The 16,787-nt window shown below is 61.0% G+C and carries 14 protein-coding genes; 4 read left to right on the top strand and 10 right to left on the bottom strand.

The window, feature by feature from the left end:
• Nucleotides 1-13: 13 nt before the first annotated feature.
• The 9 genes from cheD to ACYJRZ_RS08035 all read right to left on the bottom strand — a co-directional run bounded on the left by cheD (nt 14) and on the right by ACYJRZ_RS08035 (nt 8,043).
• Nucleotides 14-568 (bottom strand): chemoreceptor glutamine deamidase CheD, encoded by a 555-nt coding sequence (cheD, locus tag ACYJRZ_RS08075; RefSeq protein WP_459457804.1) that lies wholly within the window; start codon nt 566-568, stop codon nt 14-16.
• Entirely contained in the window at nt 565-954 is a 390-nt protein-coding gene (locus ACYJRZ_RS08070; RefSeq protein WP_007695708.1) for a response regulator, read from the bottom strand. Before ACYJRZ_RS08070 ends, cheD begins: the two co-directional genes overlap by 4 nt.
• On the bottom strand, nt 954-1,997 hold the full coding sequence (cheB, locus tag ACYJRZ_RS08065; RefSeq protein WP_459457801.1) for a protein-glutamate O-methylesterase CheB: 1,044 nt from the start codon (nt 1,995-1,997) through the stop codon (nt 954-956). Before cheB ends, ACYJRZ_RS08070 begins: the two co-directional genes overlap by 1 nt.
• Nucleotides 1,994-2,902: a protein-glutamate O-methyltransferase CheR gene (cheR, locus tag ACYJRZ_RS08060; RefSeq protein ID WP_459457799.1), complete on the bottom strand. Its 909-nt coding sequence runs from the start codon at nt 2,900-2,902 to the stop codon at nt 1,994-1,996. The genes cheB and cheR overlap by 4 nt, the downstream gene beginning before the upstream one ends.
• On the bottom strand, nt 2,899-3,366 hold the full coding sequence (locus ACYJRZ_RS08055) for a chemotaxis protein CheW (RefSeq protein WP_459457797.1): 468 nt from the start codon (nt 3,364-3,366) through the stop codon (nt 2,899-2,901). Before ACYJRZ_RS08055 ends, cheR begins: the two co-directional genes overlap by 4 nt.
• Nucleotides 3,367-3,370: 4 nt before the next feature.
• On the bottom strand, nt 3,371-5,659 hold the full coding sequence (locus tag ACYJRZ_RS08050; protein WP_459457795.1) for a chemotaxis protein CheA: 2,289 nt from the start codon (nt 5,657-5,659) through the stop codon (nt 3,371-3,373).
• 16 nt (nt 5,660-5,675) lie between these two features.
• Nucleotides 5,676-6,041 carry a chemotaxis response regulator CheY1 gene (gene cheY1, locus ACYJRZ_RS08045; protein WP_004128526.1) on the bottom strand — a complete coding sequence of 122 codons (366 nt, stop codon included), beginning with the start codon at nt 6,039-6,041 and terminating at the stop codon, nt 5,676-5,678.
• On the bottom strand, nt 6,038-6,334 hold the full coding sequence (locus ACYJRZ_RS08040) for an STAS domain-containing protein (protein ID WP_459457792.1): 297 nt from the start codon (nt 6,332-6,334) through the stop codon (nt 6,038-6,040). The genes cheY1 and ACYJRZ_RS08040 overlap by 4 nt, the downstream gene beginning before the upstream one ends.
• 62 nt (nt 6,335-6,396) lie before the next feature.
• Nucleotides 6,397-8,043, bottom strand: coding sequence for a globin-coupled sensor protein (locus tag ACYJRZ_RS08035; protein ID WP_459458695.1), 1,647 nt, complete (start codon nt 8,041-8,043; stop codon nt 6,397-6,399).
• A 722-nt stretch (nt 8,044-8,765) separates the two neighbouring features.
• Between ACYJRZ_RS08035 and ACYJRZ_RS08030 the strand changes: the two genes are divergently transcribed.
• The 3 genes from ACYJRZ_RS08030 to secD all read left to right on the top strand — a co-directional run bounded on the left by ACYJRZ_RS08030 (nt 8,766) and on the right by secD (nt 13,490).
• Nucleotides 8,766-10,286: an ArnT family glycosyltransferase gene (locus ACYJRZ_RS08030; RefSeq protein ID WP_459457790.1), complete on the top strand. Its 1,521-nt coding sequence runs from the start codon at nt 8,766-8,768 to the stop codon at nt 10,284-10,286.
• Nucleotides 10,287-10,424: 138 nt separating this feature from the next.
• On the top strand, nt 10,425-10,844 hold the full coding sequence (locus ACYJRZ_RS08025) for a hypothetical protein (protein WP_459457788.1): 420 nt from the start codon (nt 10,425-10,427) through the stop codon (nt 10,842-10,844).
• A 93-nt stretch (nt 10,845-10,937) separates the two neighbouring features.
• A complete protein-coding gene (gene secD, locus ACYJRZ_RS08020; RefSeq protein WP_459457786.1) occupies nt 10,938-13,490 on the top strand; it encodes a protein translocase subunit SecD in 2,553 nt (850 codons plus the stop codon).
• 48 nt (nt 13,491-13,538) lie between these two features.
• Here the strand turns inward: secD and ACYJRZ_RS08015 are convergent, their stop codons facing one another.
• On the bottom strand, nt 13,539-14,414 hold the full coding sequence (locus ACYJRZ_RS08015) for an SMP-30/gluconolactonase/LRE family protein (protein ID WP_459457784.1): 876 nt from the start codon (nt 14,412-14,414) through the stop codon (nt 13,539-13,541).
• A gap of 275 nt (nt 14,415-14,689) precedes the next feature.
• Between ACYJRZ_RS08015 and ACYJRZ_RS08010 the strand changes: the two genes are divergently transcribed.
• Entirely contained in the window at nt 14,690-16,759 is a 2,070-nt protein-coding gene (locus ACYJRZ_RS08010) for an ATP-dependent helicase (protein WP_459457782.1), read from the top strand.
• Nucleotides 16,760-16,787 lie beyond the last annotated feature (28 nt).

Raw genomic sequence — 16,787 nt, 5'->3', positions numbered from 1 at the left:
CTTGCCTCGTTGATCAGAAAAATTCGATCGTGTTGTCGACCGGCTTGGGAGCAACGACGGGACGCTGTTCCAGCGCCACGGTCTTCTGCGTTTCCGCACCAGTCAGCGGATATTGCCTGGCCCTTCCGGAGATCGGCCAATACTCGATCTTGCGCCCATGCTCGCCGCCCGTGCTGGAACTGACGACCGGAATACCCTCGTCTTTTAGAAACTGCATTGCAAAGATCGCGTTCTGCTCGCCGACATTGGAGAAGGTCGCGATCGTCTTGGCGCCGCCGAAGACTTTCGCCTCCAGCCGGTCGCGCCTTGCGCCCTTCTTCAGCAGACCGTTGATCAGAAGTTCCATCAGGTGCACGCCGTAGCGCGTCGCATCGCCACCGCTCATCGGCGAGTTCGCCATTCCCGGAAGGAGGAAATGGTTCATGCCGCCGACGCCGGCGATGGGATCGCGCAGGCAGGCCGCCACGCAGGAGCCGAGGATGGTCGTCAGCACCACTTCGGGATCGTTGACGACCTTGTACTCACCCTGAATGATATGCACGCGACGGGCCGCACCCTCGACGATCATTTCAATGCTCCGAACACAGCCTCGATGGCTGCCTTCATCTTTTCGATGGTGAAGGGCTTGGCCAGTACGTTGTTGGCCCCGAGCTGCGCCGCCTTCTGAACCAGCGCGCGGTCGCCCTGCGCCGTCAGAATGATGAAGGCGGCCTTCTTGGTCGCCGGGTTGGTGCGCACGGCCTGCAGGAGGCCGAGGCCATCCATCTTCGGCATGTTGAAATCGGAGATCACGAGATGATGCGGCTGCTGCTGCATGATCTTCATCCCCTGCTCGCCGTCGCCGGCAGCCGTGATCTGCTTGAAGCCGAGCTGCGTCAGCGCATCGCTGAGCAGGAGGCGGCTGGTGACCTGATCGTCAACGATCAGAACTTTGATTTTCTCCGCTAGAGACATTATTCGCTCCCTTCCTTTCGGGCGGCTGTGGCTTTCAAAATTTCCTCGCCAATGGCGTTCAGCGGAAACTGCTGTTCGACTGCACCAAGCTCGTGGGCGACCCTCGGCATGCCATAGACCACGCAGGTCTTCTCGTTCTGGCCGATGGTGCGCGCGCCGGCATGGCGCATCTTGAGGAGACCGGCGGCGCCGTCGCGCCCCATACCGGTCAAAATCACGCCGACGGCATTGCGGCCCGCCAGTTCGGCAACCGAATCAAAGAGCACGTCGACGGAAGGGCGATGGCCATTCACCGGCCCGCCGTCCACCAGACGGCAATGGGGTGCGGATGCATTGGCGACCCTGAGGTGCCTTTCGCCGCCCGGCGCCAGATAGATCTTGCCGATTTCCAGCCGTGCACCGTCGGTCGCTTCCTGGACGACCGGCGCGCAGAGACGATTCAACCGCTCCGCGAAGCTGCGCGTAAAGGTCGGCGGCATATGCTGCGTAATGACGGTCGGCGGGCAATTGGCCGGGAACTTTTGTAAGACGTTGATCAGCGCCTCGACGCCGCCGGTGGAGGAGCCGATAGCGACGATCTTGCGCCCGACACGGAAGTCGGCGACAGCCGGCGGCGGCACGCGCTGGGCGGCGGGCTTCACATATTGCCGTTGAGAGCGGGCAGCAGCCTTGACCTTATCCGCCAGATCGCCGAAGGGATGCGGCTCGCCAGGCGACGGCTTTCCGACACAATCGAACGCACCGATTTCGAGCGCGGCAAGGGTCGCATTGGCGCCGCGATGCGTCATCGTGGAAACCATGATGACGGGCATCGGCCTGAGCGTCATGATCTTTTCCAGGAATTCGAGGCCGTTCATGTTCGGCATCTCGATATCGAGGGTGACGACATCCGGATTGAGCGCCTTGATAGCAGCGCGCGCCTCCAGCGCATCGCCGGCCTGGCCGACGACATCGACGTCCGGATCTGCGCGCAATACGGCCGTAATCAGGCCGCGCATGGTCGGGGAATCGTCGACCACAAGAACACGAGCAGCTCCGTTCATGGTTTCCTCCCAGCGTTCTTGCCGAGATAACGATAGGTGGTGATGCCGATATTGTCGAAGACGTGCTTGGCCTCGCCAGCGACCCGCTCGGAGTGGCCGATATAGAGATGGCCCGCATCCTGCAGCTGGCCGGCAAAGCGCGTCCAGATCTTCGTTTGCGTCGGCTCGTCGAAGTAGATGACGACATTGCGGCAGAAGATGACGTCGAACAGGCCCTTGAAGGGCCATTGCCCGAGCAGGTTCAGCTCGTTGAAGGTGATCAGCCGCTTGACGCGATCGTCGATCTGGAATTTGCGGCGGCCCTGGACATTAACTTCCTGGAACCACTGCTTGCGCATGGCCGGAGAAACCGTTTCGAGCGAAGACTCGTCATAGGCGCCGGCGCGGGCAAGCCCGAGGATCTTGGGATCGATATCCGTCGCCAGGATCTTGAAATCGAAGTCCGCGACATTCGGCATCAAGGCGAGCACGGTCAGCGCGATCGAATAAGGCTCCTGCCCATCGGAACAGGCGGCCGACCAAATGCGCACTCGGCCCCCTGCCTTGGCGCGCGCCAACAGGCCAGGTAGAACTTCGTCGCGCAGATGATCGAAATGATGGTTTTCGCGGAAGAAGCGGGTGAAATTGGTTGTCAGATGCGACAGCATCTCGCGACGCGCAGCACTTCCCGCCGGCGAAGACACCAGTTGGCAATAGTCGCGGAAACCGGACAAACCCAGTGCGCGGATATGCTTCGACAACCTGGAATAGACGAGCGACGCCTTGCTCTCATTGAGAGAAATGCCCGCATCCGCATAGATCATGGCGGCGATTTCCATGAGGTCGCGCCGTGTCAGCGGATATTCACCGCTCGCCAGCACCTCATCGGGAGACGCCTTGAAATCCATGGCTCCCATCACGCTCATGCAGCCTCGCTTTCGCTTTCAGGGAACAGGGCTTCCAGTTCGATCAGGCAGATCATGCGGCGGTCGATCGCGACGATGCCGCGGGCAAACTGCCGCTCGTGATCGGAGGAGACTTCCGGCGTAGGCTGGATGCTGTCGTCGGTGATCGTCAGAATGTCCGACACCGCATCGACGAGAAGACCCACCACCTTGCGCTTGACCTGGGCGACAATGATGACATGCCGCGCCGTCGGCTCTGCGCGCTTCATGCCGAGCCGGCAGGAAAGATCGATGATCGGCAGGACCGCGCCGCGCAGGTTGATGACGCCGAGCATATAGCCGGGCGCGTGCGGCATGGCCGTTGCCGGCGTCCAGCCGCGGATTTCGCGAACCGACATGATATCGACGCAGAACTCCTGATCGCCGATGCGAAAGGCGATCAGCTCGCGATTACCCTGGTTCAGGTTCTTGACGGCATAAGACATCAATTCATCCCGCGGCTGCATAAGACATTTCAGGCTTCAGCGCCTGACCGCGCGAAGCGCCGACCACCGCATCGACGTCAAGGATCAGCGCGACACGGCCATCGCCGAGGATGGTCGCTGCCGCAATGCCAGGGACATGCGTATAGTTGGCCTCGAGGCTCTTGATGACGACTTGGCGCTGGCCCTGGATGGCATCGACCATGAGGGCGCGCTGACCGCCGCCTTCCGATTCCACCAGCAGCGCGACGCCATCGACCGGATTGGCCTGTGTCGCGCGGAAATTCAGGATGCGGCCGACATCCACCAGCGGGCAGAAGCTGTTGCGGATCGAGATCAGGCGATGGTTGGCTCCGAAGGAGTGGATCGCGGCAGCCTCAGGCTGCAACGTCTCGACGATCGCTGTCAAAGGCACGACCAGGGTCTGGCCAGCAACCGTCACCACCATGCCGTCGAGAACGGCCAGCGTCAGCGGCAGACTCATGGTGAAGACAGAGCCCTGCCCCGGCTTGGAGCTGATGTTGATACGGCCGCCGAGCGCCTGGATCGAGCGCTTGACCACGTCCATGCCGACGCCGCGGCCTGAAATGTCCGAAATCTTGTCGGCGGTCGAGAAGCCCGGCAGGAAGATCAGGTTATCGACTTCCTCGTCCGAGAGATTTGCATCCGCCGCGATCAAGTCGTTGTCGATGGCCTTCTGCCGGACCTTCTCGCGGTTGATGCCGGCGCCGTCGTCGGCGAGTTCGATCAGGATGCGGCCGGAACGATGCTTCGCGGTCAGGCGAACGGTGCCTTCCGGATTCTTGCCGAGTGCCGCGCGCTTTTCCGGCGTTTCGACGCCATGGTCGACGGCGTTGCGGATCATGTGCGTCAGCGGTTCGGCAAGCTTGTCGATGACGGTCTTGTCGACCTCGGTGTTCTCGCCCTCGGTGATCAGCCGGATCGACTTGCCGGTCATGTCGGCGATTTCGCGCACGATTCGCGACATGCGCTGGAAGACCGGCTTCACCGGCTGCGCGCGGATCGCCATGACGCTGTCCTGGATCTCGCGGGTGAGCTGCTGCAGCTCCTCGAGACCCATATTGATCGAGGACACGCCGTTATTGTCATTCTCTATGACGCTCTGGGAAAGCATCGCCTGATTGATGACGAGCTCGCCCACGAGGTTGATCAGGCGATCGACACGATCGAGATCGACACGGATGGTCTGGCCTGCGGCTGCGGCAGCCGCGTTATTCTGTGCTGCGGCGGCGTTCGAAGCCGCAGCTGCCGCAAGCGCAGCTTCCTTCTTCTCGACGCGTGCAGCAGCCGCGGCGAGTTGGGTAACGTTGCTCGCGGTTTCTGCAGCCGCAACGGCGACAGCGGCATCGTTTTTCGGCGCCGGTATTTCCTTTTCGGTTTCGGCAGCCGGGGCGGCGCCGTCATCGTCAAGGACCGAAAGATCGAAGGGCACCGGTACCATCGGCAATTCTTCGCTGGCCGAAGACCCGCCGCCTGCGGCCGCCTGCACATCGAGGTCGCAATCCCATTCGGCAAATTCAAAGACGGTGCGAATGGCATCTTCGCCCTTGTCCGTCTTGATCGAGATTGCCCATTTGAAATAGGCGCCTTCGGGATCGATGTCGGGAAGGCCCGGCAATGCATCCATATCGCAGAAGATGTTCATCTCGCCGAGCCGCGAGAGGTCGCGCAGCAGCAGGGTTGCATCGTTGCCCTTGGCGTAGAGATCGGATCGCGGCTTGAAATTGACTTCATATTCCGGCCGGGCATCGACGGCCGGCTCGTCGCTGCCGAAATCATCGTCGAAGCTGAAGGGGATCGGCTGGAAACCGCTTTCGTCCGTTGGCGCAGGCGCGGCCGCGACGGGCTTCGGAGCAATATCGGCAATCACCGCTGCCGACGGCGCGGGAATATCGCCATTTGCCAGCGCTTCCAGTTCCTTGACCAGGCCGCGGCTGCGCGCCGGATCGACACTGCCGCCATCACGGGCGGCGTTGGTGAGATCCGCCAGCACGTCGGCTGCCTTGAGCATGACCTTCAGGACATCCTGGGTTGGCTCCAGCTTGTTGGATCGAACGCAATCGAGCGTCGTCTCGAAGACATGAGCGAATGCGACCAGATCGTCCAGACCGAAGGCCCCCGCCCCACCCTTGATGGAATGAACGGCGCGGAATACGGCATTGACGGTTTCCGGGTCACGGTCGCCATCATTCAATTTCAGGAGACCGGATTCCAGTTCGGCGAGCTGCTCTTCGCACTCCTGGAAGAAAATCTCTTTGATTTCGTTCATGTCCATGAGGGATGGATCCTGTCTAGGCGGTTACGCGCTCGATGGCATCGATAAGCTTGGCGGGATCGAACGGCTTGACGATCCAGCCGGTCGCACCGGCCTGGCGGGCACGGTTCTTCTTTTCCGCATCGCTCTCCGTCGTCAGCACAAGGATAGGCACGGCGCGGTATCTATCGTTGCGGCGAACGCCTTCGATGAAGCCAAAGCCATCGAGGCGCGGCATGTTGATATCCGTGACGATAACGTCGGGATTGGCTTCTTCCAGAATTTCCAGGCCTTCGACGCCGTCTTCGGCCTGAATGGTCTCGAAACCCGCATTGTTGAGGGTTACGAGAAGCATATTTCGAATGGTCCGTGAATCATCCACGGTCAGAACTTTTTTCTTCATTGCCGGATCTCCTTGGCAAGCAGATGAGAGATATCCACCCCGATTACCTGCATCGTTTTTTGAAACGCATCCGACACCTTGGAGAAGGTGAAGGAGAGCTTGTCCTCATCCCAGGTCTTGGCGGCGGCCATGATGACCTGCACGCACAAGGTCCCGATCCTTTCGACGCCGGACGCATCGATTGCGACATTGCTGCCGCGCAACCCCATCAGCGTACCGCGAAGGGTGGAAGCCTCGTTGAGGTCCAGCACCGCGGCCAGACTGATTGTCTTTTCGCCTTTCCTGCTCGGCATCGCGTCATTCCCCGTTGTCTGAAACCAGGCTCGTCGGCCCGCATGTGCATGAAACTGAAAGATCAATAGGCATTGCGATCGCCTCCCGCTGCGGCCCTGCGAAGCGGGAAGCCAAAATCGGCCATCTCCTCTTCGTCCTGCGCACCGCCGAATTCCTCGCGGGCGGGGAGCTGCCGCTGCTGCGCGGCTCTGACCGGCACGGCAGGGACGGCATGCCGCCGCTCGCGCTCGATGCGGAACTCGCGGATGGTTCGCCCGAGCTCGACGACGACGGTATGCAGGTGATCGGCACCTTCGTCGGAGCGGCTGGCCTCGCTGCCGGCGGCGGCCGCGCGCTCGCTGTGATCGCCGATATCCGATGTCAACGCCTGCAGGCCGGCGACCTGTTCGTCGCTCGCAGCCGCAATTCCGGAAATGGCTTCGTTAATATCCGTCACCTGGCGCACAATGCTGCCGATCGCATCCTGGGTGCGGCCGACCATTTGGACGCCAGCATCCACTTGCGCCTTTGTTCCTGTCACCAGCACCTTGATCTCGCGTGCGGCATCAGCAGAACGTTGGGCAAGCGCGCGAACTTCCTGTGCGACCACGGCAAAGCCGCGGCCGCTGTCGCCGGCGCGGGCGGCCTCGATGCCGGCATTCAGCGCAAGAAGATTGGTCTGGAAGGCAATCTCATCGATGACGCCGATGATCTGGCCGATCTTCTCGGCTGACGTTTCGATATCGGCCATAGCGGAGATCGCCTGACCGACGATCCTTCCGCTGTCTTCCGCCGCCACTCGGGTCGATGCCGTGACGCGCTCGGCCGAGCGGGTATTGGCCGCATTGCCGCGCACCTGATTGGCCAGCTCTGCAAGCTGCTTTGCTGAGGCCGCAAGTCCTCGCGACTGTTCGGACGATTTTTCAGCCAACGATTTCGCGGAGCGGGAAATGGCGTCGCTCGTCGCTTCGGCCGCCTGCACACCACCGGACAGGGCCGAAAACTGCTGCTGAATGTCAGTGAGCGCTGCATTCAAGGCTTCCGCAACTTCGGTATAAGCTTCGGGACAATCCATGGGCAGCCGGGTCGTCAGATCGCGAGCAGCAAGGCCGTTGGCGAGATCGGCAATATAGGTTGCTGCCTCGGCGCGATCGGCAGCCCGCTGTTCGACCAGCGCCCGCTGGTGGCTGACCCGCAACTCATTGAACCGCAATGATACAGCAATCTCGACATCGACCATCACCAGGCGCACGACCGATGTTACGAGCTCGCTCAGTTCACGGGCGCGGCGCTTGGCTCCCGGCAGAATGGCGCGGCTGCCCATATCTTCGAGAAGGCCGGCAAGAAGATGCTCCAGCACCACGCCATGGCCTGCGACATGCCAGCGCGGGTCGAGCCCCATCTTGCTTTCGCTATCGGAAAGTACCTTGACGCGCTCGGCATAGAGGCTGTCGAACCGTGCATCGGTCAGCACGTCCCAATGGGAGGATTGCAAATCCTGGAGCCGTTCGAGCTGGCTTTCGCTCGCAAAATTGCGCGCGGCGTCCGGATAGGCCTGGAAGCGGTGGAAAAGATCGCGCAGGCCGGCTTTCATATGCGCTTCGAGCATCGGCCGGTGACGGCGCAGCGTGTCGCATTGCCCGGCATCGAGACCAGCAAAGCGCAAGCGATCGCGAAGGCTGCCAGCCTGCGCCCTACCTGCCTGATCTGACGGCGAATCCTGCGCCAAAGTCGTCCCTGCCGAACTGCCGCGCACTCAAGCGCCGGCGAAACCGCTGATGATCCGTGTCAGGCGCAATGAGGAGGCGAGAAAAGGCAGCCGCTGCCGTCGATCGACTGATCGAGGCACCGAAGCTCGCTCGTTCATCAAAGTCTGTTGCGGACCTGTTTGATGACATGGATACCGGATCGAACCCGGTACGACGGGGCGGCTTCATGCCTGGTGAGAACGAGTCACAATTTTCCCATTCCGACGTTCAGACTCAATGTTTATGGTTAATTCCTTGCCCGAAGGTTAATGACGGAAGCGGCCTGTTTCGTAGTTATCTATACTAAATTAGCAATTACCTTCCGATGTAATCTATCGCCGGGGGAAGAACATCGATCGCAAGTCACGAGCAAGCTTCACCCCTTACTACCCAGGGGATAGACAGTTTCGATGTCGTTACGGAGAGAGCAATGATTGTTCTTGGTTTGACCGCCTCGCTGATGGCCAGCCTGACGCTGACGGCCTTCATGCTTCTGTATCGCCTTGAAGAGGCGCGCGATAAAGCCGCTACCCGCGTCCTCTAGGGCCGCCGATCCGATATTTAGGCCCCAAAACCGGATGGATGGCGGTTCTCCGGCCTTGACCGCGGCTCTCTGGCGGTCTTTCCAGATGGCCGAGAGCTAGCTTTGGGCTCAATAGTTCCGTATTAAGCCTCAAAACTACGCACTGAGATCCATCCGTTAATGCTCGACACGACCCATTCCCGAACAAACGCCCAGAAACTTTCACTGGGGCTCGCCCTCGCGATCATCTTCGGAGTGACGCTCTGGCGCGTGCTCATGTTGCTCCTCAATAAGACGGACCTCTTCGTCGATGAGGCGCAATATTGGTTCTGGGGCCAGAATCTGGATTTTGGCTATTATTCCAAGCCGCCGATGATTGCCTGGGTCATCCGCTTCTTCAATACGATCTCCGGCTCGGATTCGACCTTCTGGATTCGCATATCGGCGCCACTCTTCCATCTCGCCACCGCCCTGATGCTGATGTGCACCACACGACGGCTGATCAATGACGAGACCGGACGCGAGATCGCCCCATGGGTCGGCGTCATCTTCATCACGCTTCCGGCCGCTTCGCTCTCAGCCGTTCTGGTATCGACCGATACGATCCAGATCCTGTTCGTGACGATCGCCATCTGGGCCTTTATCGGCCTGACAAGGCGTTCCTCGGTATTGGAAGCCGTCATCCTCGGCGCCAGCCTCGGTTGCGCCTTCCTGACGAAATATTCGGTGCTCTTCCTTCTGCCCGGCGTCGGCATCGCCATGCTGACGATGCGTTCCGCGCGTATCGCCTGGCGGGACGTTGCCATTGCCGCCATCGTCGGCGCCATCGTCGTTTCCCCCAATCTCTGGTGGAACCTTACCCATGATGCGGCGACCATAAAGCACACGGAAAACATCGCTCAATGGAGCAAGAGCGGCGGCGGCAATACTCTGCTGAAGCACATACTCAACGGGCTCAACTTCTTCGGCGCCCAGTTCGGCGTGGTCGGCCCGGTCGTCTTTTACGCGCTTTTGTGGGCGACATGGCGACTGATCCGCGGACAGAGCGATGACAGGGAAAAATTGCTGTTCTGGCTATCGGTGCCTGTCGTGGCGCTGATCACGCTGCAGGCCCTCCTCGCCAAGGCCTATGCCAACTGGGCCGTTTCAGCCTATGCCGCAGGCACCATTCTTGCCGTATGGCTGCTCTATCGGCTGACGAAAAAAGGGCTGAGCACTTCGCTGGTCATAGGTGCCGTCGTCGCCGTCGTGATCCCAGTGGCGACAATCTTTGCCTATGACATCAAGCTGCCGAACGGCGATCTCGTCATGAAGCGCTATGTCGGCCGCAGCGTTATCAGTGAGGAAATCGCCGATATCGCCGCTCAGGCGAAGATGACTGAAATCGTTGCGCAGGATCGCGATATCCTTGCCGATCTCTATTATACCCTGAAGGGTAAGCCGTTCCGCATCTATGCCCGCCCTTTCGGCGGCTTCCCCCACAATTATTATGAGCAGGATTTTTCGCTGCCGGCCAGCGTGACCGGTCCGGTATTGTTCGTCGACAACGATCCGATCGAGTGTCCGGAAGGCCAGGCCGAACTTCTGAAGAGCTGGTCACCGCCCTACGGCGAGATGAAGGGCAAGACGCTCTATGCTTACCGCTTGCCGGCATCCTGCCTGGCGCCCAAACCGTCAGCCACGGCTGAAACGGAAAATTAAGAAATCGAGCCGGGAGTGTTGACCGGCTCGTGCAACTGCATCATGACAGGCGGTTACTAGGAAGACGCTAGGCGTCCTGTTATCATGACCGAACCGCCGAAGTTCGCTCCGGCAAAGGAATGAAGGCATTTTGGACCGTTGAGCCCGCTCGAATTCGGCGCCGCCGACAGCGAAGATAGAGACGACAGGACGCACCGCGCCGGAGCGCGCGTGATCGCCTCGCTGTTCGTCGCGTTTTTCGCCTATATCGGACTGGCGCTCGGCGGCGGCATCAATCTTGCCACGCGCGCCGATACCGAAGCCCTTTCCTCTGGCAAGGACAGTCAGCCCCTCTACCTTTCCCTGCGCGATCCGGTCCGCGGGATTGTCATTGCCGACCGGCTGGTGGCACCGAAGGCCACATGGCACGACATAGGGCCTGCAACGCTTGGCTCCCTCCCTACCCTCGGATATCCGGCAACCTCTTGGCAGGTGAGCCGACCGAACGATGCCGCACGGCTCGAATCCCTTGCGTTTCGCGCCTATCTCGCTCGCGCGCCTCCGGGCACGCTCCTCTAAGCGTTTGGCGCCTACGCGCCGCATTTCCGACAAGACCTCAAGTCCGCCTGCGGCCAGGCCGTCGGCATAGGCCTATTTTCAAGGATAATACCCATGCGTACCTCACCATGGCTCGTGGCACTCTATACAGTGGTCATCGTCATTGGCTTTCTCATCGCTCTGCCGAACGCGCTGCCGCCGTCGGTTCTGAGCAAGGTCCCGTCCTGGCTGCCTCATAGTCAGGTTTCGCTCGGCCTCGACCTTCGCGGTGGTTCCTATCTTGTTCTCGAAGTCGACGAGAAGGACCTGACGAACGGCCGGCTGCAATCGCTGCAGCAGGACGCGCGCCGCGTGCTGCGCGACAAGAACATCCAGACCCGCTCGATCGTCCGCAATGGCGACCAGATCGTCGTGACGCTCACGGATCCCTCACAGAGCAGCGATGCAGTGACGCAACTGCGCACGCTTGCCAATACGATCACATCAGGCCTCTCGGCCGGTCAGTCCGATCTCAATATCACGCCGAACGGCGCGACGATCGCGATGTCCTTCTCGCAGGCCGGCATTTCCGCCAACGTCGATTCTGCCGTTCAGCAGAGCCTTGAAGTCATCCGTAAGCGCGTTGACCAGGTGGGCGTCGCCGAGCCGACCATTCAGCGCGTCGGCCCGAACCGCGTTCTCGTTCAGCTTCCGGGCGCCCAGGATCCGTCCCACCTGCGCGAGCTTCTCGGTTCGACCGCGAAGATGTCCTTCCACCTGCTGGCCGACAATGTCGATCCGAACAATCCGGGGCCTGGCGTCACCATCATGAAGGATGACCGGGGCACCAGCTATCCGGTTCTCGACCGCATCGAGCTGTCCGGCGATCGTCTGACGGACGCACGCGTCAGCTTCGATCCAAATACGCATGAGCCGCTCGTTACCTTCCGCTTCGACAGCGCCGGCGCCAACCGCTTTGCCGAAATCACCCGCGAAAATGTCGGCAAGCCCTTTGCCATTGTCCTCGACAACAAGGTTCTGAGCGCACCGAATATCCGCGAGCCGATTACCGGCGGATCGGGCCAAATCTCCGGCAACTTCACCGCGGACAGCGCCACCACACTTGCAGCCCTGCTGCGCGCCGGCGCCCTGCCCGCAAAGCTCACCGTCATCGAAGAACGCACCGTCGGCGCCGACCTCGGCAGCGATGCGATCCAGAAGGGCATCTATAGCGGCCTGATCGGCTTCGTCCTGGTTGCCGCCTTCATCTTCGTACTCTACGGCGCCTGGGGCATTCTCGCCAATGTCGCGCTGCTCATCCATACCGTCCTGACCTTCTCGGCCCTGACGCTTGTCGGCGCCACGCTGACGCTGCCCGGTATCGCCGGTATCGTTCTCGGTATCGGCCTTGCGGTTGATGCCAACGTTCTGATCAACGAGCGCATTCGCGAAGAAACCCGCAAGGGCCGCGGCGCGTTCGCTGCCATCGATAATGGTTTCAAGAAGGCCTATTCGACGATTATCGACGGCAACATGACAGCCCTGATCGCGGCCGCCATCCTGTTCTACTTCGGCTCCGGTCCGGTTCGCGGTTTTGCCGTGACCATGGGTCTCGGCCTCATCATCTCGATGTTCACCTCCGTCGCCTTCGTGCGCGTCGTGATGATCGCCATCACCCGCCGCCGCAAGCTGAAGGTGATCAACATCAGGCCGCTGATCCCCTTCAGCCCCTATGACAAGCACATCCAGTTCATGAAGGCCCGCTTCTTCGGCGTCACAGTCTCGGCGATCCTGTCGATCGCCTCGGTGGTGCTGTTTATCCATCCGGGCCTCAACTACGGCGTCGATTTCCGCGGCGGCATCCAGATGTCGGTCAAGACCAAGGACGCAGCCGATCTGTCTACGTTCCGCGAGGGCTTGAACACGCTCGGCCTCGGCGAAATCGCACTGCAGTCCTTCGGCGATAATAACAGCCTTCTCGTCCGCGCCCAGCGCCAGGACGGCGGCGAAGAGGCGCAGACGGCGGCAGTGACCAAGCTCAAGGCGGAAATCGTCAAGATCGACCCAAGCGCGACCATCGAAGGCACCGATGTCATCGGTCCGAAGGTCTCGGGCGAGCTTGCCTGGGCGGGTATTCTGTCGGTCGTGATCGCCAGCTTGGCGATGCTCGTCTATATCTGGGTGCGATTCGAATGGCCTTTCGCGGTCGGCGCCATCGTCACGCTGGTGCTCGACGTGACCAAGGCGATCGGCTTCTTCGCGATCACCGGCCTCGATTTCAACCTGACGGCCATCGCCGCGATCCTGACACTCGTGGGATACTCGGTGAACGACAAGGTCGTGGTCTATGACCGCATGCGTGAAAACATGCGCCTCTACAAGTCGATGCCTCTGCGCGATATCATCGACAAGTCGATCAACGAAACCCTGGCGCGAAGCCTCTATACCAACGCCACCGCCTTCCTGGCGCTGGTGCCGATGGCGATCTGGGGCGGCAGCGCCGTCTCCAGCTTCGCAATCCCCATGGTGTTCGGCATCCTCGTCGCCGGCGCCTCGTCGGTCTTTATCGCCGCGCCGATTCTGCTCTTCCTCGGTGACTGGCGTCGCCGCCATGCCAAGCCGGTCGCCAATGATGCGGCGGCGGACGGCAAGTCCGGCAAGGACAACAAGCAGATCCCTGCTGCGTAACAGACGAAAGGAAGACATGCCCGGCTTCCGGACATGTCTTCCGGCCGTTTATGAAATCGCCGGCATATGCAAGGGCAAGCCCGGACGCGGGGCCGTGATCTTTTCCACAGCACCGTTTTCCTGCTCGCTGACGAGCAGATGTTTGCCGTCGACGGTAAAGGCGATGCTGGTCGGTCTCGCGCCATCCGTGCGGATATGGCCGGCCATCTTCCCCTCGACATCCACCATGGAAATTTCTCCCAGTCCGTACATGGCGCAATAAAGCATGCCACTGCGATCAAAGGCGAGGCCAGCCGGCCCGCGCAGCGCATTGACGGCAGGCGATGTCATCGACTGGACAAACATTTCCTGCCTGCCGCCCACGACCTGCCGATAGATTTTTCCGGTCAGCGTTTCGCTATAGTAGAGCAATCCGTCGGCATCGAAGGCAATGCCGCTCGCAAAGAGCAGGCCGGCTGCAAGGACCCGGATGACCCGGCCTTCGGCTGGATCGATCTGATAAACGCAGCCATTATAAGCCGCCTTGAAGAAATCGGGATGGATGTGGCCGCCTTCGAGAAGATTGGCAAGAGGGATGCCGGAATCAGTCATGTAAAGCAGGCCGTCAGGTCCGAAAGCGAGCGCATTCGGATGCAGAAATGGACCATCGGCACTGCCTTCGATGACCTGCAGGACGCGGCCTTGCGCCGACAATCTGACAAGGGAATTCTCCGGGCCATTGGCTACCCAAAAACATCCGTCACCATCGACCGCAATACCCATCGGCCAACCGCCGATCCGGCACAATTCCTGCGTTACGCCGCTTGTGTCGAAAAGTTTCAGACAGCGGCGACTGGCATCCATTTCCACGACCGCCAAGCGGCCATCCGGCAAAGCCACGAGGCCGCTAGGCAGACGCAGCCCGGTGGCAATCGTTTCGTTCATGTTTTGAAACCTTCATTCCACGCATTACGAAGCCCCAAAAACTCAAAATGCTGCGCCGAAATGATACATAAGCACGAAGAATATCCTTTTCGAGCCGGGCGAGTGCAAATCCCGATAAGATTCTTGCGCTGGAGGTCACATCCGCGTGCAGGCCCTGGTCATCTTGACAGGCTTTGGCGATTCGGAACATCCATAGAACGCCCCTATATTTTCGCGCTTGCGATTCGCCGCATATCGCGCTCCGCGCCCGCCGCCGGAGGTATTCAGGAGAGTTGATGACCGCCGCCTATCTGGAAAAGCTGAACCCGGAGCAACGGCTGGCGGTGGAACATGGCACTACGGCAGGCGACGGTCATATTGCCGGGCCGCTGCTCGTCATCGCCGGAGCCGGCTCCGGTAAGACGAATACGCTTGCGCATCGTGTGGCGCATCTGATCGTCAAGGGCGCCGATCCGCGCCGCATCTTGCTGATGACCTTTTCACGCCGCGCCGCCGCCGAAATGGGCCGCCGCGTCGAGCGGATCTGCCGCGAGGTGCTGGGTGCGAATGCCGGCATTACCGCCGATGCGCTCGCCTGGACCGGCACCTTTCACGGCATCGGCGCGCGTTTGCTCAGGGACTATGCCGAGCAGATTGGTATCGATCCTGCCTTCACGATCCACGACCGGGAAGACAGCGCCGATCTGATGAACCTTGCGCGCCATGATCTCGGCTTTTCCAAAACGGAGAACCGTTTCCCGACCAAGGCGACATGCCTTGCGATCTATTCGCGCTCCGTCAATGCAGAAGCGCCGCTCGACGGCGTGCTGCGCGACTTCTTCCCATGGTGCGCCATGTGGGAGCAGCAGCTGCGCGATCTTTTCGCCTCTTATGTCGAAGCGAAGCAGGTGCAGAACGTGCTCGATTACGACGACCTCCTGCTCTACTGGGCGCATATGCTGCAGGAGCCGCTAATTGCCGAGGATATCGGCAGCCGCTTCGACCATGTGCTTGTCGATGAATATCAGGACACCAACCGGCTGCAGTCCTCCGTTCTGCTAGCTCTTAAGCCCGATGGCCGGGGATTGACTGTCGTCGGCGACGATGCGCAGTCGATCTATTCCTTCCGCGCGGCGACCGTGCGCAACATTCTCGATTTCCCCAAGGCCTTCACGCCCTCGGCCGATATCGTGACGCTCGACCGCAATTATCGCTCGACGCAGCCGATCCTGGCCGCCGCCAATGCCGTAATCGATCTTGCCTCGGAGCGCTTCACCAAAAACCTGCGCACCGAGCGGCAAAGCGCAGAGCGGCCACGGCTGGTGACGGTGCGTGACGAGTCCGATCAGGCCCGCTACATCGCCGACCAGATACTGGAAAATCGCGAGGGCGGCACACGGCTCAAGCAGCAGGCGGTGCTCTTTCGCACCTCGAGCCATAGCGGCCCGCTGGAAGTGGAACTCACCCGGCGCAACATTCCTTTCGTCAAATTCGGTGGGCTGAAATTCCTCGATAGTGCTCATGTCAAGGACATGCTGGCGGCACTGCGCTTTGCCCAAAACCCGCGCGATCGCGTAGCGGGCTTCCGCCTGATGCAGCTCTTGCCCGGTGTCGGTCCTTCCACGGCACAGCGCGTGCTCGACCAGATCGGCGAAGAGGCAAGCCCGATTGCGGCGCTCACCGAACTGCCGCCGCCACCGCGCACAGGAGACGACTGGACCGCCTTTGTCGAGACGATGCGGGAGATCAAAAGCGGCAACGCCGGATGGCCGGCGGAAATCGGCCTCGTCCGCCAATGGTACGAACCGCATCTGGAACGCGCGCATGAGGACGCTGCGACGCGCCAGGCGGATCTCGTCCAGCTCGAACAGATTGCCGCGGGCTACGGCTCGCGCGAGCGCTTCCTCACGGAGCTGACGCTCGATCCGCCTGACGCCACCAGCGATCAAGCCGGCGTGCCGCTGCTGGACGAAGACTATCTGATCCTGTCGACCATCCACTCCGCCAAGGGTCAGGAATGGACGAAGGTCTTCATCCTCAACGCCGTCGACGGCTGCATCCCCGCCGATCTCGCGGTCGGATCATCGGCCGAGATCGAGGAAGAACGGCGGCTGCTCTATGTCGCCATGACGCGGGCGAAGGACAATCTCGATCTCGTCATTCCGCAGCGCTTTTTCGTGCACGGCCAGCATGCGCAGGGGGACAAGCATGTCTTTGCCTCGCGCACCCGCTTCATTCCCGCAACCTTGCTGCAGTTCTTCGAGGTTTGCGGCTGGCCGCAGGCACGGGCTGAAAGTGCCGCCGCGATCCGGGCGCGAGAGGTGCGCGTCGATGTGGGAGCGCGGATGCGGGGCATGTGGCGGTGAGTTGAGACTCGGTCACTGGGTTGAGGGG

The sequence above is a fragment of the Rhizobium sp. No.120 genome, assembly GCF_054558365.1.
Note: the sequence above shows the minus strand (reverse complement) of the source record. Positions and strands in the feature narration are given on the sequence as shown.